This is a genomic window from Shinella sp. GW835-FHT14H05, from assembly GCF_058793575.1.
This window is the reverse complement of sequence record NZ_JBXAFY010000007.1, coordinates 262,230-287,195: the sequence shown is the minus strand read 5'-3', so window position 1 is coordinate 287,195 and position 24,966 is coordinate 262,230. Positions and strand designations below refer to the sequence as shown.

Annotated in this window: 23 protein-coding genes; 15 read left to right on the top strand and 8 right to left on the bottom strand. The window is 65.5% G+C overall.

Translation table 11 applies throughout. The annotated features are described in order from the left end of the window. The first annotated feature begins 34 nt into the window (after positions 1-34). The 6 genes from AC1Q6Z_RS21905 to lpxK all read left to right on the top strand — a co-directional run bounded on the left by AC1Q6Z_RS21905 (position 35) and on the right by lpxK (position 6,041). Positions 35-1,381 (top strand): TldD/PmbA family protein, encoded by a 1,347-nt coding sequence (locus AC1Q6Z_RS21905; RefSeq protein WP_492649263.1) that lies wholly within the window; start codon positions 35-37, stop codon positions 1,379-1,381. A gap of 4 nt (positions 1,382-1,385) precedes the next feature. Beyond that, positions 1,386-2,192 carry a 3'(2'),5'-bisphosphate nucleotidase CysQ gene (locus AC1Q6Z_RS21900; protein WP_492649262.1) on the top strand — a complete coding sequence of 269 codons (807 nt, stop codon included), beginning with the start codon at positions 1,386-1,388 and terminating at the stop codon, positions 2,190-2,192. A 59-nt stretch (positions 2,193-2,251) separates the two neighbouring features. Further along, positions 2,252-2,488 (top strand): DUF4170 domain-containing protein, encoded by a 237-nt coding sequence (locus tag AC1Q6Z_RS21895; RefSeq protein WP_256118506.1) that lies wholly within the window; start codon positions 2,252-2,254, stop codon positions 2,486-2,488. A 110-nt stretch (positions 2,489-2,598) separates the two neighbouring features. Then, positions 2,599-3,912, top strand: a complete 1,314-nt coding sequence (gene waaA / locus AC1Q6Z_RS21890) for a lipid IV(A) 3-deoxy-D-manno-octulosonic acid transferase (RefSeq protein WP_492649261.1) — start codon at positions 2,599-2,601, stop codon at positions 3,910-3,912. Between the two features lie 22 nt (positions 3,913-3,934). Continuing rightward, a complete protein-coding gene (locus tag AC1Q6Z_RS21885) occupies positions 3,935-4,669 on the top strand; it encodes an HAD family hydrolase (protein WP_492649260.1) in 735 nt (244 codons plus the stop codon). 331 nt (positions 4,670-5,000) lie between these two features. Then, entirely contained in the window at positions 5,001-6,041 is a 1,041-nt protein-coding gene (lpxK, locus tag AC1Q6Z_RS21880) for a tetraacyldisaccharide 4'-kinase (protein WP_492649259.1), read from the top strand. A 3-nt stretch (positions 6,042-6,044) separates the two neighbouring features. On the opposite strand, the gene AC1Q6Z_RS21875 is transcribed toward lpxK, so the two are convergent. Then, a complete protein-coding gene (locus AC1Q6Z_RS21875) occupies positions 6,045-6,275 on the bottom strand; it encodes a DUF2093 domain-containing protein (RefSeq protein ID WP_256118739.1) in 231 nt (76 codons plus the stop codon). 76 nt (positions 6,276-6,351) lie between these two features. Then, on the bottom strand, positions 6,352-8,154 hold the full coding sequence (mutL, locus tag AC1Q6Z_RS21870; protein ID WP_492649258.1) for a DNA mismatch repair endonuclease MutL: 1,803 nt from the start codon (positions 8,152-8,154) through the stop codon (positions 6,352-6,354). A gap of 308 nt (positions 8,155-8,462) precedes the next feature. Here mutL and AC1Q6Z_RS21865 point away from each other — a divergent pair, with 308 nt between their 5' ends. From AC1Q6Z_RS21865 to AC1Q6Z_RS21855, 3 genes are all read left to right on the top strand, one after another. Beyond that, on the top strand, positions 8,463-10,160 hold the full coding sequence (locus AC1Q6Z_RS21865; RefSeq protein WP_492649257.1) for a response regulator: 1,698 nt from the start codon (positions 8,463-8,465) through the stop codon (positions 10,158-10,160). A gap of 139 nt (positions 10,161-10,299) precedes the next feature. Beyond that, positions 10,300-11,658 carry a putative bifunctional diguanylate cyclase/phosphodiesterase gene (locus AC1Q6Z_RS21860; protein ID WP_492649256.1) on the top strand — a complete coding sequence of 453 codons (1,359 nt, stop codon included), beginning with the start codon at positions 10,300-10,302 and terminating at the stop codon, positions 11,656-11,658. Positions 11,659-11,770: 112 nt separating this feature from the next. Continuing rightward, positions 11,771-12,106, top strand: coding sequence for a PilZ domain-containing protein (locus tag AC1Q6Z_RS21855; protein ID WP_435267478.1), 336 nt, complete (start codon positions 11,771-11,773; stop codon positions 12,104-12,106). On the opposite strand, the gene AC1Q6Z_RS21850 is transcribed toward AC1Q6Z_RS21855, so the two are convergent. Next, positions 12,103-13,029, bottom strand: a complete 927-nt coding sequence (locus tag AC1Q6Z_RS21850; RefSeq protein WP_256118514.1) for a LysR substrate-binding domain-containing protein — start codon at positions 13,027-13,029, stop codon at positions 12,103-12,105. The two genes, AC1Q6Z_RS21855 and AC1Q6Z_RS21850, sit on opposite strands and share 4 nt — an antisense overlap. Before the next feature lie 88 nt (positions 13,030-13,117). Here AC1Q6Z_RS21850 and AC1Q6Z_RS21845 point away from each other — a divergent pair, with 88 nt between their 5' ends. Together AC1Q6Z_RS21845 and AC1Q6Z_RS21840 are read left to right on the top strand one after the other, a co-directional pair. Further along, positions 13,118-14,659 (top strand): trimethylamine methyltransferase family protein, encoded by a 1,542-nt coding sequence (locus AC1Q6Z_RS21845; protein WP_492649255.1) that lies wholly within the window; start codon positions 13,118-13,120, stop codon positions 14,657-14,659. Between the two features lie 8 nt (positions 14,660-14,667). Next, positions 14,668-16,716, top strand: coding sequence for an oxidoreductase (locus tag AC1Q6Z_RS21840; RefSeq protein ID WP_492649254.1), 2,049 nt, complete (start codon positions 14,668-14,670; stop codon positions 16,714-16,716). A gap of 91 nt (positions 16,717-16,807) precedes the next feature. Here AC1Q6Z_RS21840 and AC1Q6Z_RS21835 read toward each other — a convergent pair whose 3' ends face one another. The 5 genes from AC1Q6Z_RS21835 to AC1Q6Z_RS21815 form a co-directional block, all read right to left on the bottom strand. After that, positions 16,808-17,521 carry a PRC-barrel domain-containing protein gene (locus tag AC1Q6Z_RS21835; RefSeq protein ID WP_256118517.1) on the bottom strand — a complete coding sequence of 238 codons (714 nt, stop codon included), beginning with the start codon at positions 17,519-17,521 and terminating at the stop codon, positions 16,808-16,810. Between the two features lie 145 nt (positions 17,522-17,666). Further along, complete coding sequence (locus tag AC1Q6Z_RS21830) at positions 17,667-18,551, bottom strand: SMP-30/gluconolactonase/LRE family protein (RefSeq protein ID WP_492649253.1); 885 nt, start codon at positions 18,549-18,551, stop codon at positions 17,667-17,669. Continuing rightward, positions 18,548-19,186 (bottom strand): 2-dehydro-3-deoxy-6-phosphogalactonate aldolase, encoded by a 639-nt coding sequence (locus AC1Q6Z_RS21825; protein WP_256118519.1) that lies wholly within the window; start codon positions 19,184-19,186, stop codon positions 18,548-18,550. The genes AC1Q6Z_RS21830 and AC1Q6Z_RS21825 overlap by 4 nt, the downstream gene beginning before the upstream one ends. A gap of 14 nt (positions 19,187-19,200) precedes the next feature. Next, complete coding sequence (locus AC1Q6Z_RS21820) at positions 19,201-20,118, bottom strand: 2-dehydro-3-deoxygalactonokinase (protein WP_492649252.1); 918 nt, start codon at positions 20,116-20,118, stop codon at positions 19,201-19,203. Then, positions 20,118-20,879 carry an SDR family NAD(P)-dependent oxidoreductase gene (locus tag AC1Q6Z_RS21815; RefSeq protein ID WP_492649251.1) on the bottom strand — a complete coding sequence of 254 codons (762 nt, stop codon included), beginning with the start codon at positions 20,877-20,879 and terminating at the stop codon, positions 20,118-20,120. Before AC1Q6Z_RS21815 ends, AC1Q6Z_RS21820 begins: the two co-directional genes overlap by 1 nt. 105 nt (positions 20,880-20,984) lie before the next feature. On the opposite strand from AC1Q6Z_RS21815, the gene AC1Q6Z_RS21810 reads away from it, so the two are divergent. From AC1Q6Z_RS21810 to AC1Q6Z_RS21795, 4 genes are all read left to right on the top strand, one after another. Next, on the top strand, positions 20,985-21,779 hold the full coding sequence (locus AC1Q6Z_RS21810; RefSeq protein ID WP_492649250.1) for an IclR family transcriptional regulator: 795 nt from the start codon (positions 20,985-20,987) through the stop codon (positions 21,777-21,779). A gap of 262 nt (positions 21,780-22,041) precedes the next feature. Beyond that, positions 22,042-22,779: a helix-turn-helix transcriptional regulator gene (locus AC1Q6Z_RS21805; protein ID WP_439616551.1), complete on the top strand. Its 738-nt coding sequence runs from the start codon at positions 22,042-22,044 to the stop codon at positions 22,777-22,779. An 84-nt stretch (positions 22,780-22,863) separates the two neighbouring features. Further along, positions 22,864-23,607 carry a helix-turn-helix transcriptional regulator gene (locus AC1Q6Z_RS21800; protein ID WP_492649249.1) on the top strand — a complete coding sequence of 248 codons (744 nt, stop codon included), beginning with the start codon at positions 22,864-22,866 and terminating at the stop codon, positions 23,605-23,607. Between the two features lie 102 nt (positions 23,608-23,709). Further along, a complete protein-coding gene (locus AC1Q6Z_RS21795) occupies positions 23,710-24,909 on the top strand; it encodes an Mrp/NBP35 family ATP-binding protein (RefSeq protein ID WP_492649248.1) in 1,200 nt (399 codons plus the stop codon). Positions 24,910-24,966 lie beyond the last annotated feature (57 nt).

Sequence of the window (24,966 nt, the reverse complement as noted above, 5' to 3'; positions counted from 1 at the left end):
CACAATAAATGGGTCAGCAAAGAAAGGCCAAGTCATGTCAGAGACGATCGATTCCGCAAGCCTTCTCGCGCGCGCCGGCGAACTCATCGACCGCGCCATACAGGCGGGGGCGGATGCGGCCGATGCCGTCGTCGTGCGCGGCCGCTCCTCGTCCGTCAGCGTGCGGCTCGGCAAGGTTGAGGGCACGGAAGCGTCAGAGAGCGACGACTTCTCGCTGCGCGTCTTCGTCGGCAAGCGCGTCGCCAGCGTTTCCGCCAATCCCGGCTTCGACCTCACGGTGCTCGCCGAGCGCGCCGTCGCCATGGCCAAGGCCTCGCCGGAAGACCCCTATGCGTCGCTTGCCGCAGAGGCCGACCTTGCGCGCGACTGGCCGGATCTCGAACTCTACGACCCGACCGAAGTCTCCGCCGAACAGCTGACCGAGGCAGCACTTGCCGCCGAAGCCGCGGCGCTGGCGGTTTCCGGTATCACCAATTCCGGCGGCGGCGGTGCTTCTGCCGGCATGGGCGGCCTGGTGCTCGCCACCTCGCATGGCTTTTCCGGCGCCTACAGCGCCAGCCGCTTCGGCCGCTCCGTCAGCGTCATTGCCGGCGAAGGCACGAAGATGGAGCGCGACTACGACTACGATTCGAGCCTCTACTTCGCCAACCTGCGCGATGCCGAAGAGATCGGCCGCGAGGCGGCGGCGCGCGCCGTGCGCCGGCTCAACCCGCGCCAGGTGCCGACGGCCAAGAACGTCACCGTCGTCTTCGATCCGCGCGTGGCGCGCGGCATGACCGGCCACATCGCAGGCGCCATCAACGGCGCCTCCGTCGCCCGCAAGACGAGCTTCCTGCGCTATCGCATGGGCAAGCAGGTGCTGAAGGCCGGGCTTTCGGTCACCGACGATCCGCTCATCGTGCGCGGCTCCTCCTCCCGTCCCTTCGACGGCGAGGGCGTCACCGGCAAGCGCCTCGCGATGATCGAGGACGGCGTGTTGCAGCACTGGTTCCTCTCCACCTCCACCGCCAACGAACTCGGCCTGAAGACCAACGGCCGCGGCGTGCGCGGCGGCACTTCGGTCAACCCGGCCTCTACCAACCTCGCGCTGGAGCCCGGCGAAATCTCGGCGGAAGACCTGATCCGCTCCGTCGGCACTGGCTTCTACGTCACCGAGCTGATCGGCCAGGGGGTCAACATGGTGACGGGCGAATATAGCCGCGGCGCCTCCGGCTACTGGATCGAGAATGGCGAGCTGACCTTCGCGGTTTCCGAAGTCACCATCGCCTCCAACCTCGTCGATATGTTCATGCGCATCACGCCGGCAAATGACATCGACCGCTCGTTCGGAGTGGCCGCGCCGACGCTGGCCATCGAAGGCATGACGCTTGCCGGGACGTGACACCATGCCGAACCCCGCCAACACCTGGACCGCCGACCTCGACCTCCTCGTCGGCGCGGCCCGGCTGGCGGGGGCGCGCGCGCTCGATTTCTTCCGCAAGGGGCCGGAAGTCTGGTGGAAGAACGGCGGCCACTCGCCGGTGAGTGCCGCCGATTTCGCGGCCAACGATATCCTCAAGAAGGAGCTGCTCTCCGCCCGGCCGAACTATGGCTGGCTGTCGGAAGAGACCGACGACGATGCCGGCCGGCTCGACTGCGAGACGGTTTTTGTCATCGACCCGATCGACGGCACGCGCGCCTTCATCGCCGGCAAGGACATCTGGTGCGTCAGCGCCGCCGTCGTGCACCGGGGCCGCCCCGTCGCGGGCGTGCTCTTCGCGCCGTCCCTCGACGAACTGTTCACCGCCGCCGCCGATGGCGTGGCGCTGAAGAACGGCGAGCCCATCCATGTCACCGAGCCGGATGCCAGCCGTTCGACGCGCATGGCGATCCCCGAGGACATGACGCAGGACCTGCACCGGGGCCTTTCCGGCGGCGTGCACCGCATCTCGCATGTGCCGTCGCTCGCCTACAGGCTTGCCATGGTGGCGGATGGGCGCATCGATGCGACGCTGGTCAAGCGCAACGCCCACGACTGGGATCTGGCGGCGGCCGACCTCATCCTTTCGCGCGCCGGCGGCGCGCTCGTGACGCTCGATGGCGAGGCACTCCTCTACAACCGCCCGACCGTCAGCCACGAGACGCTGGCGGCCGCCGGTTTGTCCCGGCTTTCCGGGCTTGTGGACGCCTCCCGGCACCTTGCCGGCCATTGACCTTTGGTGCGGAATACCGCAAACCACCTGCCGAAATCGGTAAGAAAAAGAGAGAAGACATGACCGAAACCACCGAACCGAAACAACTCCTCCACCTCGTCTTTGGCGGCGAGCTGAAGACGCTCACGGACACCCAGTTCCGTGATCTCAACAATCTCGATATCGTCGGAATCTTCCCCGATTATGCATCCGCGCTCACCGCGTGGAAGGGCAAGGCGCAGCTGACTGTCGACAATGCGCATATGCGTTATTTCATCGTCCACATGCATCGCCTTCTGGACCCGCAGAACGGCTGAGCCACGTTCCCCCGACACCGTTCCGCGCGGCCTGAGGCCGCGCCGAACAGAAAGACCGGACCTTCCATGATGCCGAAAAGCCCCAAGCTTACAACGACGGTGCCCTGCGCATGAGCAGGCGGCTCGCCCGTTTCGCGCTGTCGCTGTATCGCTGGGGCGGCGTCGCGCTCTATCCGATCGTCGGCCCCTATCTCGGCTTCCGCGCCGCGAAGGGCAAGGAAGACCGCTCCCGCCGCCGTGAGCGCTACGGTTTTGCCAGCGTTGCGCGCCCCACCGGCCCGCTCGTCTGGTTCCATGCGGCGAGTGTCGGCGAGACGATGGCGGTCATTCCGCTCATCAAGGAAGTGCGCCGCCGCGGCATCGCCGTCCTGCTCACCACCGGAACCATCACCTCGGCCAAGGTGGTGTGCGAGCGCCTGGGGCCGGATGTCATCCACCAATATGTGCCGCTCGATGTGAAGCCGGCGATCAGCCGCTTCCTCGAATATTGGCACCCCGACCTCGCCATCATGGCGGAATCGGAAATCTGGCCGATGACCATCCTGGAACTCGGCAAGCGCCACATTCCGCAGGTCCTGGTCAACGGCCGCATTTCGGACCGCTCTTTCCCGCGCTGGAAGCGGCGCATGTCGATCGCCGATGCGATCTTCGAGAATTTCGCCCTCGTCGTCGCCCAGTCGGAACTCGATGCCGACCGTTTTCGCACGCTTGGTGCGCTGCCGGTCATGGTCTCGGGCAACCTCAAGGTCGACACGGATGCGCCGCCGGCCGATTCCGCCGTGCTCAGGGGTTATCTCGACCAGATCCGCGACAGGCGCACCTGGGCGGCGATCTCGACATTCGAGGGCGAGGAGGCCGCCGCCGGCAACGTGCACCGCGCCCTGAAAGAGCGGACCGGCCTGCTCACCATCGTCGTGCCGCGCCATCCCGAGCGCGGCGACGCCATTGCCGACATGCTGACGGCGCGCGGCCTCAAGGTCGCCCGCCGCACGCTGAACGATCCGCTCACGCCTGATACCGACATATTCCTCGGCGACACGATCGGCGAGATGGGGCTTTACCTGCGCATGACGGAGATCGCCTTCGTCGGCCGCTCGCTCTTTGCCGAAGGTGGGCAGAACCCGCTGGAGCCCGCCATGCTCGGCTGCGCCATCCTGTCCGGCGGCAACGTGCAGAATTTTCGCGAGTCCTACCAGCAGCTCGCCCGCAACGGCAGCGCCAAGATGGTGCGCGACGTGGAAATGCTGGCCAAGGGCGTGCACTACCTCATGATGAACGACGACATGCGCAAGCAGATGATCGAGGCGGGGCAGGAGACCGTGCAGGAGATGCGCGGGGCGCTACGCGCCACCATCAAGGGGCTGGAACCCTATATCAATCCGCTCACCGTGAAGGCGCGGCTGCATCCGCGCCAGACCACCTGAAAACCAGACCAAAAGGCAAGCCATGACCAAGGCGCAGACCATCTCCGGCATCCTTTTCGACAAGGACGGGACGTTGCTCGACTATGCCAAGAGCTGGGTGCCGGTGAACTACGAGCTTGCCCGCATCGCCGCCGCCGGCGACGAGGACCTGGCCCGCGTGCTGCTCCTGGCCGGCGGCATGAACCCGGACACCGGCTATGTCACGCCCGACAGCCTGCTGGCCGCCGGCAACACGGTCGAGATTGCGGAAGGCATGGTCGCCGCCGGCTCGCCCTTCACGGTGGAGGCGCTCGCCGCCCATCTCGACGGGCTCTTCGCCAATTCCGCGCAGCTTGCCGTCGCCGTCACGGATCTCGCGCAGTTCTTCGCCACCATGCATGCCCGCGGCTACTGGCTCGGCGTCGCCTCCAGCGACAACGAGGCCTCGATCCGCGCGACCGCAAAACGCTTCGGCTTTGAGGATTACCTCCACTATGTCGCCGGCTACGACAGCGGTTTCGGCACCAAGCCCGAACCCGGCATGGTGATGGGCTTCTGCGCGGCGACGGGCCTCGAACCGCACCAGATCGCTGTCGTCGGCGACAACAACCACGACATGCACATGGGCCGCAACGCCGGCGCCGGCCTCACCGTCGCCGTGCTGACGGGCACCGGCTCCCGCCAGTCGCTGGCCGACGCCTCCGACTATTGCCTCAACGACATCACCGAACTCGTGCCCCTCTTCCCCGAAGCGGCCACCGCCCGCCCTGCGGCGTGAGCGGGTTGAACTACCCCCCTCTGGCCTGCCGGCCATCTCCCCCTCAAGGGGGGAGATCGACAAGAGGCTTGAACCTCGCTCAAATCGCCACGTCAAAGATGAGCGGAACGCTGCTTCATCCAATCTCCCCCCTTGAGGGGGAGATGGCCGGCAGGCCAGAGGGGGGTATGCGGCTATGTCATGACCTCTCGATCGTTCACAAGCGATCGCGCGCGCTTTGCGGCGATAGGCTGCCACCGCGAGCCGCACGCCCGCAATTCCCCCGGTTGATTTTCCGCAGCATCTCGCGTTTCTTGGACGCGACCGGGTCGGGACGCCCGCGGGGGACTGAATGGTAAGTGAAGCGCCGCCTTTCTGGTGGACGAAGGCTGACTGGCGCGCCTATGCGCTCTGGCCCGTCTCGCGCCTCTATGGGCTCATCGCCGGCCGGCGCATGCGCAAGGGCCGCCGCGCCGAGATTTCGGTGCCCGTCATCTGCGTCGGGAATTTCACCGTCGGCGGCGCCGGCAAGACGCCGACGGCGATCGCGCTTGCCCGTGCCGCCAAGGCTCGTGGCTTGAAACCCGGTTTCCTGTCGCGCGGCTATGGCGGCTCGCTGGATGTCACCACCATTGTCGATCCGCACCATCACCGCGCCCGCGCCGTCGGCGACGAGCCGCTGCTGCTCGCCCGCGAGGCATTGACGGTGATCGCGCGCCGCCGCGCCAAAGGGGCGAGGAAACTGGTGGAGGAGGGCGCCGACCTCATCATCATGGACGACGGCTTCCAGAGCGCGCAGTTGACCTTCGATTATGCGCTTTTGGTCATCGACACCCGCCGCGGCATCGGCAACGGCTATCTCGTGCCGAGCGGCCCGGTGCGCGCACCGCTCGCCGAACAGATGCGGCAGGCCAACGCGCTGCTGGCGATCGGCGACGGCAATGCGGCCGATCGGCTGATCCGCCAGGCGGCCCGCGCCGGCAAGGCGATCCATTCCGCAACACTCGCCACCGTCGGCGCGGACGACCTACGCGACCAGGTCGTCATGGCTTGGTCGGGCATTGCCGACAACGAAAAGTTCTTCCGCACCGTCACCGAGACCGGCGCGCATCTCTACGTCACGCGCGGTTTTCCCGATCATCATTATCTCAGCGACGACGAGGCCGCGGATATTCTCGATCACGCCGAAGGGCTAGGCTACCAGCTCGTCACGACGGCGAAGGACAGCGTGCGCCTTGCCGGCGGGCATGGCCGCTCGGAGGAATTGAAGGCGAAAAGCCGGGTGATCGAGGTGGAAATCCGCTTCGACGACCCGAAGGGGCCGGATGCGATCATCGACGCGGCGATTGCCAGCGCACGGCGGCGCAAGCTGCACCGGCTGGCGGAGAAATAAGGTTCAGCGCTTCTGCGTCGGTAGCGCGCCGGCGCGCTTTTCGGCCTCCAGAGAAGCCTCGCAGCTGATGTAGGGCTCCTGGCGCAGCACGCTCCAGTAGCGCAGTTCATCGACCGGGATCGTCTCGCCGGTCATCGCGCAGGTGACGTGCGAACCCGGCATCAGGATCTGGAAATCGCCATCGAGATAGCGGATCTTCGCTTCGCGGCTGCCGCGGCCTTCAAAACGGTTCATCATCGATTTCAATATCCATCTCATGTGACGCCTATGCCATATCTCGGCATAGGCTAAATTTCCAGAGGTTTCCCTCTCAGCTTCGCCCGAACAACCGCTCGATATCCGACAGCTTCAGCTCGATATAGGTCGGCCGTCCGTGGTTGCACTGGCCGGAGCCGGGCGTCGCCTCCATCTGGCGCAGCAGCGCGTTCATCTCCTCCGGCCGCATGCGCCTGCCGGAGCGCACCGAGCCGTGGCAGGCCATGGTCGCCGCGAGATATTCCAGCTTGTTCTTCAGCCCGCTCGCCGTGTCCCATTCCGCCAGTTCGTCGGCAAGCTGGCGGATGAGGCCGGCCGCGTCCATCTCGCCGAGCATGGCCGGCGTCTCGCGCACCGCAACGGCACCCGGGCCGAAGCGCTCGATGCCGAGGCCGAGTTTGGCGAATTCGTCGGCATGCGCGACCAGCCGGTCGCAATCGTCCTCGGAGAGATCGACGATCTCGGGAATGAGCAGCGCCTGCGCCGGCACGGCGCGCGAATGCAGCGCATTGCGCATTTCCTCGAAGACCAGACGCTCATGCGCCGCATGCTGGTCGACGATGACGAGCCCGTCCTCGGTCTGCGCGACGATGTAGTTGGCGTGAAGCTGCGCGCGGGCAGCACCCAGCGGGTGGCGCTGCGGCGGCTCCTCCTCCCGCGCTGCCGGCGAGGGGAAGACCGGCTCGCTGCGCGCCGAGGGCGCGGCGAAATCGGCAAAACCCGCCTGTTGCTCGCGGAAATGGTTCGACGCGGCGCCCGCCGTCTCGAAAGGGCGGTAAGGCGAGGCGGACGGCGTCCAGGGTGCGGCGGGGCGGGCGGCCTCCGGCCGGAAGGCGCGCATCAGGCCGGCGGCGCCCGTCGTCGCGGCGCGGTCGCCCTCGCGGGCAAGCGCCTCGCGGATGGCGCCGATGATCAGGCCGCGCACCAGGCCGGGATCGCGGAAGCGCACGTCGGATTTTGCCGGATGCACATTGACGTCGACAAGCGCGGGATCGATGTCGATCGCCAGCACGGCGACCGGATAGCGCCCGTGCGGGATCGTCTCGGCATAGGCTGCGCGCAGCGCCGACCAGATCAGCTTGTCCTGCACCGGCCGGCCGTTGACGAAGGCGAACTGGTTGAGGCTGTTGCCGCGGTTGAAGGTCGGCACGCCGGCAAAGCCGGTCAGCCGCACATCCTCGCGCGCCGCATCGATCTCGATGGCATTGTCGCGGAAATCGCGGCCGAGCACCTGGGCGATGCGGGCGAGCCGGTCCGTGCCGGTCGCGGGAAATTCCAGCGTCGTGCGATCGGAGCCCGACAGCACGAAGCGCACCTGCGGGAAGGCGATCGCCATGCGCCGCACCACGTCGGAAATCGCCGACGCCTCGGCTTTCTCGCTCTTCAGGAACTTGAGGCGCGCGGGTGTCGCGAAGAACAGGTCGCGCACCTCGACCACGGTGCCGCGATTGGCCGCCGCCGGCCGCACCGGCTGCACCTTGCCGCCGGTCACGCTGATTTCCGCCCCTTCGCCGGCCTCTGCCGTGCGGCTGAGCAGCGAGAGTTTCGCGACGGAGCCGATCGAGGGTAACGCCTCGCCGCGGAAGCCGAGCGTGCGGATGTCCAGGAGATCCGTTTCGAGCTTGGAGGTGCAGTGCCGGCGGATCGCCAGTTCCAGCTCGGCAGGCGCCATGCCGCTGCCATTGTCGGTGACGCGCAGCAGCGTCTTGCCGCCGCCGGCCGTGGCGATCTCGATGCGCGTCGCACCGGCATCCAGCGCGTTCTCGATCAATTCCTTGGCAGCGCTTGCCGGCCGTTCGATCACTTCGCCGGCGGCAATCTGGTTGATGAGGGTTTCGGAAAGCTGCCTGATGGTCATGCCGCCATTTTCGCGGATTCGGCGCGGCCTTGGAAGGGCCAACTTGCCTTATCCCGGCTTGCGTCGAAGGGCCTTCTGAAATCGTTTAATCAGGCTTTAATAAAATGCTGCGAACGTGCCCAGACGCTTGTATGAACACAAGCCGGCCGGGTCCTCCGGTGGACAATTTCAGCGTCGCTGGCCGCTGTCATTCCCGCACGTCCGAAGGTGCAAACCGCACCGATCAGCATGATACCGGGAATGCCAGACAGGCGAGGTCTGCCACTATGAATGATGTAGCGTCGTCAGACGCGAACATCCGGCTGGGAATGTTTGAAGCCGCGTGCGATATCCTCGCCGCCGCCGTGATCGTCTACGACAAGAACGATTGCCTCGTCTTCGCCAGCCGCCAGGTTCTCCGTTATTTCCCGATCCCCGCCGATACGCTGAAGGCCGGAACGCGCCTGCGTGACGTGCTCGGCGCGATCTTCGACAGCGGGGTGCGCTACGGCATTCCGCCAGAACAGCGCCACAAGGCGGTCAACCGCGAGGAATGGATTTCCAACCGCATTTCCGCCCATTGGCGCGAGCAGTACGATGCCGTCGAGCGGCTCGGCCGCGACCGGTGGATCCATTTCCGCAAGCGCCGCCTGCCGAACGGCTACAATGTCACGACGCTGGTCGACGTTTCCGAACAGAAGAAGCAGGAAGAGCAGTGGCGCTCGGACCTCGAGCGCATCGCGCTGACCGAGGAGATCCTCGAGACCCTGCCGTCGCCGGTGATCATCAAGGACCGCAGCCTCGCCTATATCGCGGCAAACCGGGCCTTCTGCGCCATCTACGACGTCAATGCCGACGGCGTCCTCGGCCGCACGGTCTGGGATCTCGCCGATGCGGAAAATGCCGAGCGCATCGAGCGCAGCGACCGCGCCGTGCTGGAGACCGGCGAACCCTTCAGCGTGCCGGAACACGTCATCCGCGCCGACGGCTCCGACCTCTACGTCCTTACCCGCAAATACCGCATCGGCGCCCCTGGCCACCACGCGCTGGTGACGGTCATGGAAGACGTGAGCGCGCTCGTTGCCGGCGACAAGGCCGTCTCGGACGACGAGGACGCGTTCCTGCGCGTGCCCGGCGGTTTCGTCGAGGCGCAGAACTGCTTCGACCCCGTGCACGACGCCGAACGCCGCCTGCTGCTCGACCAGATGAACCCGGACGAACTGCGCGCTCTCTCTGGCAAGCGCGTGCTGATCGCGACCCCCAATCCGCGCATCGAGGAAATCCTCGTCGGCGAGTTCAAGGCGCGCGGTGCCGATTGTTGTGCGGTGCGCAGCGTCGGCGAACACGATGCCTTCCTCGCCCTTGCCGCCCGCCAGGGTTTTACCCTCGACGCGGTGGTGATCGACGCCAACATGCCGGACCACGAAGCCATCATCGACAATGGCCGCGGCATCGCCACGCGGGTGATCGCGCCGGATGGCATAGGCCCAGATTTCATGCGCGGGCTTGTCGAACAGCACGAGCTGCTCTCGGAAAACCAGTCGCCGCTCGGCGACATCGTCACGCCGGTCTCGCTCACCGACGACTGGTACATCGCCACCGACATTTCCACCATGCTGCCCGGCGCCGTCGGCGATATCGAGGTGCTGGTCGCGGAAGACAACCAGATCAACCAGTTCGTCTTCTCGCAGATCCTCGAAGGCATGGGCATCTCGCACCGAATCGCCGAAAACGGCGAGGAGGCGGTCATGCTGTGGCGCAAGCACCAGCCGCGCCTCGTGCTGATGGACATCTCCATGCCGGTGATGAACGGCATCGACGCGGCGATGGAAATCCGCGCCGCCGAGAAGCTGACCGGCACCCACACCCCGATCGTCGCCGTCACCGCCCAGGCGCTTAATGTCGACATGCAGAACTGCATGGACGCCGGCATGGACGACTATATCACCAAGCCCGTCAGCCCCGACATGATCGAGGCGATCTATCGGCGCTATGCCATCCCGCAACTGGAGAAATCTGTCGCATAAGTTGAAAAGGACCGGTCAACTCCCCAGATTTGGGGAGGCGTGAGGACAGGAGTGACGATCGTTTGATATGCTTTTGTTAACGATCATGCCTCATCGTGAAGCGGTCGTCGGAGGTCGAGGCAAGTACGGGAAATCATTGATGAAGTCTGCTAATCATGCGGCGCTGGATGTTTCCCAGACTGACCTCCATGCCATGGCCTATACCGACCCGCTGACCGGGCTCGGCAATCTTTATCGCTTGCGCGACAAGGTCCGCCAGATCGCCAAGGAGCGCGAGGAAGATCCCGCACCCTTCGCCGTCGGCATCGCCAATCTCGACGGCTTCAAACCTATCAACGACCTGTTCGGCCCGCGTGCCGGCGACGAGATCCTCTGCCAGGTCGCCCATCGCCTGAAGGCCTGCATTCCGGATGGCGCCACCGTCACCCGCCACGGCGGTGATGAATTCGCCTTCGTGCTGCCGCTGGTCTTCGAGCGCAAGGGCGCGGAGAAGATCGGCCAGATGCTGCGCGAGGTGCTGTCGGCTCCCTTCGATCTCGGCGACCGCAACGTGCGCCTCTCCGCCTCCTTCGGCTTTTCCATCTATCCCTTCGCCGGCGAGGATTTCACCGAGCTTTTGAAAAGCGCCGACACCGCGCTCTATCGTTCGAAGCGCCGCGGGCGCGGCCAGATCACCGTCTATTCGCAGGAAATCGCCCAGGAGATGAAGCGCGCGACGCAGCTCGAACAGGCGCTGCGCAATGCCATCATCGCCAACGAGGTGGACGTGCATTTCCAGCCGATCGTCAGCCTGCGCGACGATACGGTGGTCGGTTTCGAGGCGCTGGCGCGCTGGTGCGATGCCGATCTTGGCTACGTTTCGCCCGCCGTTTTCGTGCCGCTCGCCGAAGAGCGTGGCTTCATCGATGCCTTGTCGGACACGCTCTTGCGCAAGGCAGCGGAAGCGGCGCTTTCCTGGCCGCGCGAACTGTTCCTGTCGTTCAACCTCTCCTCCGCCCAGCTGATGGACCCGAAGACGGCCTTCAACACGCTGGCGATCCTCAACCGCGTCGGGCTCGACCCGCGCCGGCTGGAGCTGGAAATCACCGAGACGGCCGTCATGACCGACGCCGACACGGCCCAGAAGATCGTCGGCGAGCTGCGTGCTGCCGGTGTTCGCATTTCGCTCGACGATTTCGGCACAGGCCAGTCGAGCCTCGGGCGGCTTCGCGATTTCACCTTCGACAAGGTGAAGATCGACCGCGCCTTCGTCTCGCGCATCTCCAACGACAAGGCCTCCGAGCACATCATCAAGGCCATCGTCGCCATGTGCGAAGGCCTGGACCTCGCCGTGGTCGCCGAGGGCATCGAGGATTTCTCCGAGGCGCTGAAGCTGAAGGCGCTTGGCTGCGGCATGGGGCAGGGCTATTTCTACGGCAAGCCGGCCGATGCGGTCGCCACCATGCGCTACCTTTCCGACCGCTATGTCAGCATCGAAGGCCGCGCGGCCACCGCCTGAGATCCGTCCCCAAATAGGCCAATTCGCTAAACTTCTCCGTTTCCGATTAGCGGGATAGCAAACACTTCGCGCTATGGTGGTTCAATAGAACGAATACGTGAGGGAGCCACGGATGACGACCATCAAGGACATGCCCGTCAGGGCGGCCGACCGTTCCAATGTCCGGATTTTTGCGACGGTCAACGTCATGCACCAGTCGACGCGCGGTCGTGTGGTCGACCTGTCGGAAAACGGCATGGCGCTCGACCTGGAAAAGCCGGTGCAGGCGATACCGGGCCAGCTCGTGACGATCGAAAGCGAGGAACTCGGCAGGCTCAGCGGCACGATCCGCTGGTTCCGCAACGGCCGTCTCGGCATCCAGTACAAGCTGTCGACCAATGCGCTGGCGCAGATCACCTCCTATTTCCGCTTCTTCCACGAGGAAGTGCGCCCGGTCCTGCGCCGCTAGGCCTCGCCGGCCCGGCTTTGCCGACCTTCTTCCACCAGCCAGTCGCGCACCCGCCGGGCCGGGCCGTTCAATTCCCGCGAACGTGGCCACACCACATAGAACGCTTCCTCCATCCGCAGCACATGGCCGCCGACGGTGACGAGTGCGCCCGAGCGCACCTGCCCCTCGATGAGGTGCTGCCAGCCGAGCGCCACACCTTCCCCCGCCAGCACCGCCTGGATCACCAGCACATAATCGTTGATCGACAGCCGCCGGGCCTGTGACGGATAGCGCACGCCGGCGCTGGCGAACCATTCCGGCCAGTCGCAGGCGGCCCGGACCGGCTCCTCCAGATGGATGAGCGGCAGTTTCAGCAGTTCCTCCGGCGTCTTCGGATGCCCCCGGCTTTCGATGAAGGCGGGGCTTGCCACGGCAGTGATCACCTCCGGCGCCAGCAGCGCGGCGTGGTAGCGCGGCCATTTTGCCGGATCGCCGCCGCGAATGCCGAGCGGGATCGGCTCCTCGTCGAGGTCGAGATCGCGCACGCTGGTCTGGATTCTGAGATCGACGTCCGGCAGGTCGGCGCGCAGCTTGCCGAGCCGCGGCAGCATCCACATCGAGGTGAAGGCGGTGGAGGCGGCGAGCGTCACATTCGCCTCCCGCCCCTTGGCGCGGATATCCTCCGCCGATTTCTGGATGCGCGACAGGCCGAGCGTCACGTCGGCATGGAAACGCTCGCCGGCGTCCGTCAGCTCGACGGCGCGGTGGACGCGGTGGAAGAGCGCGACGCCGAGCTGTTCCTCCAGATTGCGCACCGCATAGGAGACGGCGGCCTGCGTCATGCCGAGCTCGCTTGCGGCGCGGGTGAAATTCTGGTGCCGCCCGGCGGCCTCGAAGATGATGAGGCTGGAGGCGGAGGGGAGCAGGCGGCGCAGGGTTTCCATAAATTTAGCTTATAGTCTCGGTAAGTTTTTTCCAGCGTTACAGCGGGATTTTTCGCGCCTAGCCTCGGTTCAAATTATGGAGGCGAGCATGAGCGAGGCAGCGACGATCGAAGCACCGGCACGGCGGACGAGGGGAACGCGCCGCGACAACAGCGCAAAGCCGCTCGGCGTGCCCTACATCGTGCGCGGCATCCCGACCTACGACGTGCTGTCGGAGGAAAACCTCCTGAAGATCGAGGGTGCCGCGGACCGCATCCTCGCCGAGGTCGGCATCGAATTTCGCGATGATCCCGCGACGATCGAGCACTGGAAACGCGCGGGCGCGAAGGTCGAAGGCCTGCTCGTGCGTTTCGAGCCCGGCATGCTGCGCGAGATCGTCTCCTCCGCACCCGCCGAATTCACCCAGCATGCCCGCAATCCCGCCAACAACGTGCAGATCGGCGGCAACAAGGTGGTCTTCTCGCCCGCCTATGGCTCGCCCTTCGTGATGGATCTCGACAAGGGCCGGCGCTACGGGACGCTGGAAGATTTCCGCAACTTCATCAAGCTCGCCCAGTCGAGCCCCTGGCTGCACCATTCCGGCGGCACGATCTGCGAGCCGGTCGATATCCCAGTGAACAAGCGCCATCTCGACATGGTCTACAGCCATATGAAATATTCCGACCGGCCCTTCATGGGCTCGATCACCGCGGAGGAGCGCGCGGAGGATTCCATCGACATGGCGCGTATCCTGTTCGGCGCCGATTTCGTCGATAAAAACTGCGTCATCCTCGGCAATGTCAACGTCAACTCGCCGCTCGTCTGGGACGGCACCATGACGAAGTCGCTGCGCGCCTATGCCCGTGCCAACCAGGCGGCCGTCATCGTGCCCTTCATCCTCGGCGGCGCCATGGGCCCGGTGACGAATGCCGGCGCCATCGCGCAATCCTTCGCCGAAACCCTCGCCGGCTGCGCCCTGACCCAGCTGGAACGCAAGGGCGCCCCGGTCATCTTCGGCAATTTCCTGTCGTCGATGTCGCTACGCTCCGGCTCGCCCACCTTCGGCACGCCGGAACCGGCGATCGGCTCCATGGTCGTCGGCCAGCTTGCGCGCCGCCTGAAACTGCCGCTGCGCTGCGCCGGCAATTTTTCCAACTCCAAGCTGCCGGACGGGCAGGCCATGCAGGAAGGGCTGATGTCCATGCTGTCGGCCGTGCATTGCGGCGCAAACTTCATCCTGCATTCCGCCGGCTTCCTGGATGGCCTGCTGGCCATGTCCTACGAAAAATTCGTGATGGATGCGGATCTCTGCGGCGCGCTGCATTCCTATCTCGCGGGCGTCGTCGTCGACGACAACACGCTCGCCATGGATGCCTTCCTGCAGGTCGGCCCCGGCAGCCATTTCCTCGGCTGCGACCACACGATGCGCAACTACCAGACGGCCTTCTGGGATTCGACGCTGTCCGACAACGAGCCCTTCGAAAAATGGAGCGAGGAGGGCGGCTCGACGGACATGGCGACGCGCGCCAATCGGCAGTGGAAAAAGACGCTCGCCGAATATGAAGCGCCGCCGCTGGATATCGCCATCGACGCGGCGCTCTGCGACTATATGGACCGCAAGAAGGCCGCCATGGCAGATGCGTGGTATTGAGACTTGAAATGACGCCATCGAAAGACCCGCTGCTCCAGCCCTACCGGCTGAAGCACCTGACGCTGAAGAACCGGATCATGTCGACCTCGCATGAGCCGGCCTATTCCGAAGACGGCATGCCGAAGGACCGCTACCGGCTCTACCACGTCGAAAAGGCCAGGGGCGGCATGGCGCTGACCATGACGGCGGGCTCCGCCATCGTCTCGGAGGATTCGCCGCCCGCCTTCGGCAATCTCTACGCCTATTCGGACGAGATCGTGCCGTGGCTGAAGAAGATCGCCGACGACTGTCATGAGCATGACTGCGCCGTGATGATCCAGCTCACCCATCTCGGCCGCCGCACCGGCTGGAACAAGGGCGACTGGCTGCCGGTGCTGTCAGCCTCGTCCGTGCGCGAACCCGCCCACCGCGCCTTCCCAAAGGAGATCGAGGACTGGGACATCGAGCGCATCGTCGGCGACTATGCCGCCGCCGCGCAACGCATGCAGGCCGCCGGCCTCGACGGTATCGAGTTCGAAGCCTATGGCCACCTGATGGACGGCTTCTGGTCGCCAGCGACCAACCGGCGCGAGGACGAGTACGGCGGTTCGCTCGACAATCGCCTGCGCTTTTCCGACATGGTGCTGGAGGCGGTGCGCAAGGCCGTCGGCCCGGATTTCATCGTCGGCATCCGCATGGTGGCGGATGAGGACTGGGATATCGGCCTTTCGAGAGAGGAGGGCATCGAGATCGCCCGCCGGCTTGCCGGCTCCGGCAAGGTCGATTTCCTCAACATCATCAAGGGCCATATCGACCACGATGCGCACCTGACCAACGTGATCCCCATCCAGGGCATGGCCGCCTCGCCGCATCTCGATTTCGCGGGCGAGGTGCGCGCGGCGACGAAATTCCCGGTCTTCCACGCCGCCCGCATCGCCGATGTCGCGACGGCCCGGCACGCGATCGCCGAGGGCAAGCTCGACATGGTCGGCATGACGCGCGCCCACATCGCCGATCCGCATATCGTCAGGAAGATCGAGGAGGGCAGGGAGGCGCAGATCCGCCCCTGCGTCGGCGCCACCTACTGTCTCGACCGCATCTACGAGGGCGGTGGCGCGCTCTGTATCCACAATGCGGCGACCGGCCGCGAGGCGACCATTCCGCACGTCATTTCGAAGACGACCGGCCCGGTCCGCAAGGCCGTCGTGGTCGGTGCCGGCCCGGCGGGGCTGGAAGCCGCCCGCGTGCTTGCCGAGCGCGGCCATGCCGTCGAGGTGCTGGAGGCGACCGGCGAGGCCGGCGGCCAGATCCTGCTCGCCGCCCGCAACCCGCGCCGCAAGGAACTGGTCGGCATCGTCGACTGGCGGCTTGCCGAACTGGAGCGCCTTGGCGTGCCCGTTCACTACAACGTCTTTGCCGGCGGCGACGATGTGCTCGCCCTCAACCCCGATCTCGTCGTCATCGCCACCGGCGGCATCGCGCAAAACCCGGAGCTGGAAGCGGGCGACGATCTCGTCGTGTCGAACTGGGACATCATCGCCGGTGCCGTTCGGCCGGAAGGTCCGGTGCTGCTTTATGACGATAACGGCGCGCATAGCGGCATGACGGCGGCGGAACTGATCGCCAAATCCGGTGCCGAGCTCGAAGTGGTTTCGCCCGAGCGGTTCTTCGCCCCGGAAATCGGCGGCATGAACCACGTTCCCTACGCAAAAACCTTCGCGGAGAAGAACGTCCGCGTCACCATCAACACACGGCTGAAATCCGTGCGCCGCGACGGCAATGCGCTGGTGGCGACGCTCTGTTCCGACTTCTCACCGACCGCCTCGGCCGAACGCCGCGTCGCGCAGGTCGTGGTCGAACACGGCACCATGCCGATTGCCGACCTCTATTTCGAGCTGAAGCCCCTGTCGCGCAATCTCGGTGCCGTCGACTACAAGGCGCTGATCCGCCAGGAAAACCCCATCCAGACCCGCAACCCGGACGGCGCCTTCGACCTCATCCGCATCGGGGATGCAGTCCACAGCCGCAACATCCACGCCGGCATCTACGATGCCTTGCGATACGGGGTGCTGTTCTAGTCTGCACACAAAAAAACCCGGTGGCGCAGGGGACGCCACCGGGCTGGAGAGGTCAGAAAATACCTGCCGGATTATTCAACCGGCTAGGCGGTTATTCAACCGGCTGGGTGGTGGCCGGGGCCGTGCCCGTATCGGTCGTCGACGAGGTCGTCGAGGTGTCGACCGGGGTCGTGGCCTGGCGTTCGGCTACCTGCTGCGCCGTGGTCTTGAATTCCGGCGCGGCCTGCAGGCTTTCGGCGGTTTCGGTCGTCGTCAGCTTGACATCATCCGTGTCCGGAACCTGCGCGATCGAGATCTTCTCGAACGGAACCGCAACCCACTTTTCACCGATGCCCAGGAAGCCGCCGACACCGACGATGGCTGCGGAAATACCGCCATCCTTCTCCATGATCAGGTCGGAAATCTTGCCGATGCTTTCGTCCGCGCTGTTATAGACAGCCTGGCCGATATAGGTGTTGGCGCTGATCTGTTCCGGCGACTGGGCCGTCAGGTAGTCGCCACCGGCGGCCGGAGCCTGGGCGGTGTCTTCCGTGGCGGTTGCCGGCGTTTCAGCCGTATCCTGGGTTGCCGTGCCGGTGGCCGGCGTCTGGGCCGTGTCGTCGGTCGGGGTCGTCGTCGGGTTGGCGGCGGTGTCGCCAGGCGTCGTGCCCGTCGCGTCATCGCCCGGCATTACGGCCGGCTTTTCCATGGTCTGGGTTTCACCGGCGGCCGGCTGGGTGGTGTCCTGCGCATACGCTGCCGGAGCAAGAGCCGCGCCCAGGAAAACTGCACCAGCGGCAACGGAAGTAAGAAGCTTGTTGGTCATTTTGGAACCTGCCTTTCGTCTCGTTGGCATCAAGGCGCGGCGGAGGTTTTGAAGTGCCCGTCCGCACCGGCTGATGGACAAGGAACGGCGACCCCCCGGTTTGGTTCCGATAAAAATTGCCTCGTTTTTGATTGCAGCTATGCGTCTAGAGCAGGAATTTCGGTTCGAATCGCCCCTTTACCGCGATGCCGAGCTCGAAGGTCTGGCCGGCATGCGGATCGGCCAGACGCCGCGCCGCATCGAATCCCGCCCAGGCGGATGTCACCAGCATGCGGTCGGCCTTGCTGCCGATGAAGGCCGGGCAGGTCGCCTGCGACGCGGGCACCAGATGACGCGCGATCTTCTTGCCGTCGGGCTTGTAGACCTCGACCGCGTTGCCGCCCCAGCGCGCGTTCCAGATGAGGCCGTCCGCATCGCAGACTGAGCCGTCTATGCCGCCGGCATTGACGGTTTCGTCGCTCAGCACCTCCGGCTGGCCGACCGGCAGGCCCGTTGCCGGGTCGAGCGCCACGCGCATCAGATGATTGACGCCCGTATCCGTGAAATAGCCGATGCTGCCGTCCGGCGAAAAGCAGATGCCGTTGGGAACGGTGATGTCGGAATAGAGCCGTGTGACCGTGTCGCGCGCCACATGATAGATCGCACCGGAGCGCTTCTCCTCGCCGCGCCCCATCGTGCCGACCCAGAGCGAGCCGGAAGGATGCACGCGCCCGTCATTGGAGCGGTTGTGCGCCTTGTCTTCCAGCGTGGCGAAGGGAGTGAGCTTGCCGTCCGCGGTGGCGCGGATGAAGAGGCCCTGGTCGGAAACGATGAGCTGGCGCTCCGCATCGATGACGGCGAGCACGCTGCCCAGGAAAGGCAGGTCGTGCACCACCTTGGTCATGGTCGCAAGATGCAGCTCGTGCAGCTTCTTTCCCTTGATGTCGAACCACAGCGCCTTGTCGGTCGCCGGATCGTAGGTCGGGCCTTCGCCGAGTTCGCTGGCGACGTCGCACAGGATGCGACCGTTAAAGGAATGGGTCTCGGTCATCGGTTTCCTCCATAGACGGCATCATAGGCCTCGATCGTCGCTTTTGCCCGGGCGCGCACCTCGTCGGCGCCCATGCCCACCTTGTAGAGGCTGGAGCCGAGGCCGAAGCTGCGCACGCCGATGGCGGCATAATCGGCAAAGTTCTTCTCCGAAACCCCGCCGACGGCGGCGATTTCCAGTTCGGCCGGCAGCACAGCGCGGATCGCCTGGATGCCGGAAGGGCCGAGCACGCTGGCCGGGAAGAATTTGAGGCCCGTGGCACCCGCGCGCGCCGCCGCAAGCGCCTCGGTGGGGGTGAAGACGCCGGGCATCGTCACCATGCCGCGCGCGGCGGCGGTGGAAATCACCTCCGGGTCGACATTCGGGCTCACCATCAGCCGCCCGCCGACATAGGCAAGCTTGCCGACATCCTCGACGGTCAGCACCGTGCCGGCGCCGATCAGGCAGCCTTCCGGCGCCATCTTCACGGCGATCTCGATCGACTTAAAGGGCTCGGGCGAGTTCAGCGGGATCTCGATCGCCGTCAGGCCGGTCTCGATCAGGGCGCCGACGACCGCCTCGGTCTCGCTCGGCTTCAGGCCGCGCAGGATGGCGATCAGCGGGTACTTCATCGGGGGGAAGGGAATGCGGGACATCTTGTTTTGCTTTCTCAGAGGGACCAGAGCGCCTTGGCGCCTGCGGCAAGGCCGTTGCGCACCGCGCTATCGGCATCGATGATGGAGGGGGAAAGGCCGGCGGCGGCAAGCGCTTCCTTGTAGAGCGCGCCAAGCCCGCCCGAGACGACGAGCGCGACCGGCGTGCCGGCGGCGACGAGCGAAAGGGCACCGGCGATCTCCAGCCCAATCAGCGTGCCGGAAAGCCGCGCCTTGGCATCTTCCGGCGAAAGGCCGGCGATCAGCGAGCCCGCGCGCACGGAAAAGAGCTGGCTGGTGGCGATGGCGGGGTTGGCGACCATGCGCGTCACGGCATCGCGAAACGCAGCGCTGCCGCCCGAAATCGCGCCGGCATCGGCGATTGCGTGGCTGAGGATCGTGTGCTTGGCGATGGTCTCGAAAAGCTCGCCGGTCATGAAGGTGGAGAACCCCTGCACCTTGCCGCCGGAGAGGCGCACCCATTTGCTGTGGGTGCCGGGCATGCAGACGAGGTGGTCGCCGGTGCCGAGTTCGCTGGCCGCCCCCAGAAGCTGCGTCTCCTCGCCGCGCATGACGTCGGGTGCCGCGCCATCGCGCTGGGCGAGGCCGGGCAGGATGCGGATATCGGCGTCCATGCCGGGAATGCGCACGGCGGCTGCGGGAATGGCGGAAAGCGCCGCCGGCGTATCGAGATAACCGGCCTCGACCCAGCCCTGCTTGGCGCCGGCCATGCCGCAGATCAGCACGGGCAGGCCGGCGGGGGCGGCGATTGCCGAGAGGTGGCTTGCCAGCACGTCGGCAAAGCCGGTGCGCGCGGCGGTCGTCATGCCTTCGCCGCTGCGGCGCTCGGCGATCACGCCGCCATCCCGGCCGATGAGCCAGAGGCGGAAGCTGGACGTTCCCCAGTCGACCGCGACATAAGCGGGTTCGGTCATCAGAGCATGCCTCCATCGACGATAAGCGTCTGTGCGGTGATGGCGGCGGAGGCTTCCGACGCCAGGAAAAGACAGGGACCGACCATGTCGTCTTCCGTCAGGGAGCGCTTCAGGCATTGCCGCTCGATGCCGCCGGCCATCGCCGCCTCGTCGATCCACAGGCGCTTCTGGCGCTCGGTCAGCACCATGCCGGGCAGGATGGCGTTGACGCGGATTTTCTCCGGCCCGAGCCGGCCGGCGAGCGACTTGGTGAGGCCGATGATGCCGGCCTTGGCCGCCGCATAACCGGGAAACTCGCCCATGTTCAGCAGATAGGCGATCGAGGAGAAGTTGACGATCGCCCCGCCGCCGGCCTGGCGCATGAACGGGGCGACGGCCTGCGCGGCGAAGAAGTGAGGGCGCAGGTTGACCGCCTGGTTGTCGTCCCAGTAGTCCGGTTCGACGGTGTCAAGATCATGCCGGTCGTCGCGCGCGGCATTGTTGACGAGCACGCGGATGCCGCCGAGCACCGCCGCCGCCTCGTTGACCGCGCTGCGCAGGGCCGCGATATCGCGCAGGTCCACCCGTATGAAATGCGGCAGGTGGGCGACCTTGCCGTCAAGCTCGGAGACGAGCGCGCGGCTCTCCGCCTCGGCAATGTCGACGAAGGCGACGCGGGCACCCTCGGCAGCAAAACCCGCGACCAGTGCCGCCCCGATGCCCGATCCGCCGCCGGTGATGAAAACGCCCTGTCCTGCGAGGTCCGAATAGCGGCTCGCCATCGTCACGCTCCCGATATAAATTCCATTATTTGGAACTGAGTTTGATTATTCGGAATTATTCCGTTACTATACGCCTCTGTCAAGGGATCGGCGGGAGCTGCGACAATGGAACCGGAACGGCAGGACGAGGGCGGTGCGGCCACCGGCACGCTCGGAAAGGCGATCGCCGTGCTGGAGACGGTGGCGCTTGCCGACCGCCCCATGCGCTTCACCGACGTGCTCGCCGTCAGCGGCCAGCCGCGCGGCACGCTGCACCGCCAGCTTTCCCATCTGGTGCAGGAGGGGCTCCTGGAACTGCGCCCCGACCATTCCTATACGCCCGGCCTGCGCCTGCTGAAACTCGCCTCCGCCAGCTGGGCGCGCAACGAATTCCGCGCCGTCGCCGCGCCCTTTCTCGAAGCGCTGCACCGGGAGACCGGCGAGACCGTGCATCTCGGGGTCCTGCGCGGGCGGGAAATCATCTATCTCGACAAGGTGGAGAGCCGGCAGGCCGTGCGCATGAATTCGCAGATCGGCAATGCCTCGCCCGTCTATTGCACCGGCGTCGGCAAGGCGGCGTTGTCGGTGCTCGATGCGGCCGCGCTCAATGTCATCCTGTCGGGCCTGGAATTCCGCTGCTTTACGCCGCAGACGCTCGCCGACCGAGCGTCGCTTCTCGCCGAACTTTCGGAAATCCGGGCGAGCGGCATAGCCTTCGACCGGGAGGAGCACGAGCCCGGCATCCGCTGCGTCGCAGCCCCGGTCTTCGATGCCGGCCGCGCGCTTTTCGCGGGCGTTTCGGTGACGGGGCCGGCCTATCGGGTCGGGCAGGAGCAGCTCGACGGCTGGGCGCCGCGCGTCAGCCATGCTGCCCGCGCCATCACGGCGGAACTGGCGGCTCGCCTCGGCCCGCAACGGTAGGTCGAGGTTTGAGGTACGTAAATAATGGCATGGTTGTCTTCGACCCCCATTTTACGGTAAATTAGAAAATCGCGCTGGACGCGGGATGGGGGCACCATTAGCTTCCTTTTCGGCCGGCTCAGATTTGCGTCGCTCACCCGCGAACTTGAGGCGCGGTTCATCTTACATACTTGCATTGGGATACGGGGGTTCCTGAAGCAAGCAGTGCATCGTGTCGGCATGTTTTGCCGCACGTTCGCGTGCGTGCTGAAGGAAAATGGATATGGCGGATCGATTTCACACGACATCTGCACAGCTTCGGCATCGCTGGGACGTCAGTCCCTCGACTCTGGGCTCGGAGGAGGATGTTGCCGAGACGCTGGATGGCCTCGCCAAGCATTATGGCTTTCGCAGCTACCTGCTGATCAACGTTCCTTCCGAAACGTCGACCGATTTCTCCTCCAATGTGCTGCTGACGTCCTGGCCGGACGAGATGCTCAAGACATACGACCATGCCGGCCTGATTTTCGGCAGCCCCGTCATCGAGCGACTGCGCCAGAGCACCAACCCTTTCACCTATGATGCGGACCGCACGAACCGTGGGCGGATCGATGGCAAGTCGGCGATTGCAGCTTGCCTTTTCGATCAGCACGGCCTGTCGCGCGGGGCCTATTTCCCGGCGCACAATTCGGCCGGCCTGCGCGGCGCGCTTGCATTCGGCGGCACGCGCGAAGCCCTCAATCCGCGCGAAATGGCCGAGCTCAACGCGGTCGCCAACCTCATCTTCACCGAGGTCGTCGACCTGCGCGCCGGGCGCCGGCAGAACGTCTCTCTCTCGCGCCGCGAGATCGAGTGCCTGTCCTGGGCTTCTGCCGGGAAAACGAGTGTCGAGATGTCGGAAATTCTCGGCCTGTCGGAATATACGGTCAACCACTATCTCAACCGGGCGACGCGCAAGCTTGATGCCGTCAACCGGGTCCAGGCGGTCGCAAAGGCGATCCGCGCCGGACTTCTGAACTGATGCACAAAAAAACCTTGCGATTTTCTGGAACACGTGCGGCTCGGCTCCAGTTGCTCAAGGCTAAGAACAAAATTGCGGGGGACCATGACAGCTGACGAGACAAGCAGCACCGACAACCAGCTACAGGACGAGGGCAGCGACATCGCCGCCCTCGAAACGCAGTTCGATATCGTGCGCTATATGCGGCGCAAGTGCGAGGAATACGGGCTCAAATTCTTCATCGTCTTCAACCTGCCGGGCTTCGAGGCGGAAAAGCTGTCGGCCTACTCCATCGTCAGCAACTGGCCGCAGGAAATTCTCGGCAAATACGATGCCCTGCGCATGGTGCGCCACTCCGCCGGAATCCGGAAGCTGCGGCTCACCACGGTGCCTTTTACGTATGACATGCGCGAATGGATCGGCGAATCCTCCGAGCAGGCGGATTTTACCGAACTGCTCGACATGATGACCAATCACGGCATGCTGGTCGGCCATTTCTTCCCGGTCCACGATGCACTCGGCAATCGCGGCGCGGTCGTCTGGGGCGGCGAGGGCCCGACGCTGGCACGCGACGACCGGCTGATGCTGCAGATGATTTCCGTGCACCTGTTCAACCGGCTGGCCGAGATCGGTGCCGCGTGGAAATCCGGCCAGGTGGTGCTCACCGAACGCGAGATCCAGTGCCTGAGCTGGACGGCAGCGGGCAAGACGAGCCTGGAGATCGCCGAAATCCTCGGCCTTTCCGAGCACACGGTGAACCACTATCTCAACCAGGTCACCCGCAAGCTGGAAGCGGTCAACCGCACCCAGGCGGTGGTCAAGGCGATCCGCCGCGGGCTGATCGCCTGAGCTTTCTGTCGCAGGGAAATTCGTTTGGCGATGGCCGTCCCGTACACTATCTACGGGGGCAGGGCTGTGGTTTGACGCCACGACAGGACGATCGAGGGTTTCATGACGGATGTAAGCAAGGAACAGGTGCTGGAACGGTTGCGCACGGTGCGCGGGCCGGAGATGGACGGCAATATCGTCGATCTCGGCCTCGTCTCGGACGTCTTCATCTCCGACGGCAAGGCCTATTTCTCGATCACCGTGCCGGCCGACCGCGCCCGTGAGCTCGATCCGATGCGCGCTGCCGCCGAGCGCGTCGTCAAGGAAATCCCCGGCATCAAGGCCGCCATGGTGGCACTGACCGCCGATAAGCGCGCTGCCACCGGCCCCGCCGCCACGCGCGCACCCGCCCCGCCGCCGCCAGGCCGCGGCGACGCCGGTCATTCTCATGCAGGCCACTCCCACACAGGCCACGCCCATGCCACGCCGGCGCAGCCGCAGCAGCGCGCAAAATCCGGCATCCCGGGTGTGGGCGCCATCATCGCGGTCGCCTCCGGCAAGGGCGGCGTTGGCAAATCGACCACCGCGGTCAACCTGGCTCTGGGGCTCAAGGTCAATGGCCTGCGCGTCGGCATCCTCGATGCCGATATCTACGGCCCCTCCATGCCCCGGCTTCTCCAGATTTCCGGCCGGCCGCAGCAGATCGACGGCCGTATCATCAAGCCGATGGAGAATTACGGCATCAAGGTTATGTCGATGGGCTTCCTCGTCGACGAGGAAGTGGCGATGATCTGGCGCGGGCCGATGATCCAGTCGGCGCTGATGCAGATGCTGCGCGAGGTCGCCTGGGGCGAGCTCGACGTGCTCGTCGTCGACATGCCGCCCGGCACGGGCGATGCCCAGCTCACCATGGCCCAGCAGGTGCCGCTCGCCGGTGCCGTCATCGTCTCGACGCCGCAGGACCTCGCGCTGATCGACGCGCGAAAAGGTCTCAACATGTTCAACAAGGTCGAGGTGCCGGTGCTCGGCATCGTCGAGAACATGAGCTATTTCATCGCGCCCGATACCGGCAACCGCTACGACATCTTCGGCCATGGCGGCGCGCGCAAGGAGGCGGAGCGCATCGGCGTGCCCTTCCTCGGCGAGGTGCCGCTGACCATGGATATCCGCGAGACCTCCGATGCCGGCACGCCAGTCGTCGTCTCCAACCCGGAGGGTGCGGCGGCAAAGACCTACCGCGCCATCGCCACCCGGGTCTGGGAGGAGCTGCAGGCGGTGCAGGGCAAGGGTGGTCGCGGCGCCCCGGCCATCGTCTTCGAATAGGCGAACCTTTCGGTCCCCAACCGCGTTCAGCGCCGTAAGCTTGATTTTTATGTTGCG

Excerpts from the sequence above, each read along its gene's own strand:
- AC1Q6Z_RS21905 (WP_492649263.1), top strand. The coding sequence starts at position 35 with ATGTCAGAGACGATCGATTCCGCAAGCCTTCTCGCGCGCGCCGGCGAA.
- AC1Q6Z_RS21900 (WP_492649262.1), top strand. The coding sequence starts at position 1,386 with ATGCCGAACCCCGCCAACACCTGGACCGCCGACCTCGACCTCCTCGTC.
- AC1Q6Z_RS21895 (WP_256118506.1), top strand. The coding sequence starts at position 2,252 with ATGACCGAAACCACCGAACCGAAACAACTCCTCCACCTCGTCTTTGGC.
- waaA (WP_492649261.1), top strand. The coding sequence starts at position 2,599 with ATGAGCAGGCGGCTCGCCCGTTTCGCGCTGTCGCTGTATCGCTGGGGC.
- AC1Q6Z_RS21885 (WP_492649260.1), top strand. The coding sequence starts at position 3,935 with ATGACCAAGGCGCAGACCATCTCCGGCATCCTTTTCGACAAGGACGGG.
- lpxK (WP_492649259.1), top strand. The coding sequence starts at position 5,001 with ATGGTAAGTGAAGCGCCGCCTTTCTGGTGGACGAAGGCTGACTGGCGC.
- AC1Q6Z_RS21875 (WP_256118739.1), bottom strand. The coding sequence starts at position 6,275 with ATGAACCGTTTTGAAGGCCGCGGCAGCCGCGAAGCGAAGATCCGCTAT.
- mutL (WP_492649258.1), bottom strand. The coding sequence starts at position 8,154 with ATGACCATCAGGCAGCTTTCCGAAACCCTCATCAACCAGATTGCCGCC.
- AC1Q6Z_RS21865 (WP_492649257.1), top strand. The coding sequence starts at position 8,463 with ATGTTTGAAGCCGCGTGCGATATCCTCGCCGCCGCCGTGATCGTCTAC.
- AC1Q6Z_RS21860 (WP_492649256.1), top strand. The coding sequence starts at position 10,300 with ATGAAGTCTGCTAATCATGCGGCGCTGGATGTTTCCCAGACTGACCTC.
- AC1Q6Z_RS21855 (WP_435267478.1), top strand. The coding sequence starts at position 11,771 with ATGACGACCATCAAGGACATGCCCGTCAGGGCGGCCGACCGTTCCAAT.
- AC1Q6Z_RS21850 (WP_256118514.1), bottom strand. The coding sequence starts at position 13,029 with ATGGAAACCCTGCGCCGCCTGCTCCCCTCCGCCTCCAGCCTCATCATC.
- AC1Q6Z_RS21845 (WP_492649255.1), top strand. The coding sequence starts at position 13,118 with ATGAGCGAGGCAGCGACGATCGAAGCACCGGCACGGCGGACGAGGGGA.
- AC1Q6Z_RS21840 (WP_492649254.1), top strand. The coding sequence starts at position 14,668 with ATGACGCCATCGAAAGACCCGCTGCTCCAGCCCTACCGGCTGAAGCAC.
- AC1Q6Z_RS21835 (WP_256118517.1), bottom strand. The coding sequence starts at position 17,521 with ATGACCAACAAGCTTCTTACTTCCGTTGCCGCTGGTGCAGTTTTCCTG.
- AC1Q6Z_RS21830 (WP_492649253.1), bottom strand. The coding sequence starts at position 18,551 with ATGACCGAGACCCATTCCTTTAACGGTCGCATCCTGTGCGACGTCGCC.
- AC1Q6Z_RS21825 (WP_256118519.1), bottom strand. The coding sequence starts at position 19,186 with ATGTCCCGCATTCCCTTCCCCCCGATGAAGTACCCGCTGATCGCCATC.
- AC1Q6Z_RS21820 (WP_492649252.1), bottom strand. The coding sequence starts at position 20,118 with ATGACCGAACCCGCTTATGTCGCGGTCGACTGGGGAACGTCCAGCTTC.
- AC1Q6Z_RS21815 (WP_492649251.1), bottom strand. The coding sequence starts at position 20,879 with ATGGCGAGCCGCTATTCGGACCTCGCAGGACAGGGCGTTTTCATCACC.
- AC1Q6Z_RS21810 (WP_492649250.1), top strand. The coding sequence starts at position 20,985 with ATGGAACCGGAACGGCAGGACGAGGGCGGTGCGGCCACCGGCACGCTC.
- AC1Q6Z_RS21805 (WP_439616551.1), top strand. The coding sequence starts at position 22,042 with ATGGCGGATCGATTTCACACGACATCTGCACAGCTTCGGCATCGCTGG.
- AC1Q6Z_RS21800 (WP_492649249.1), top strand. The coding sequence starts at position 22,864 with ATGACAGCTGACGAGACAAGCAGCACCGACAACCAGCTACAGGACGAG.
- AC1Q6Z_RS21795 (WP_492649248.1), top strand. The coding sequence starts at position 23,710 with ATGACGGATGTAAGCAAGGAACAGGTGCTGGAACGGTTGCGCACGGTG.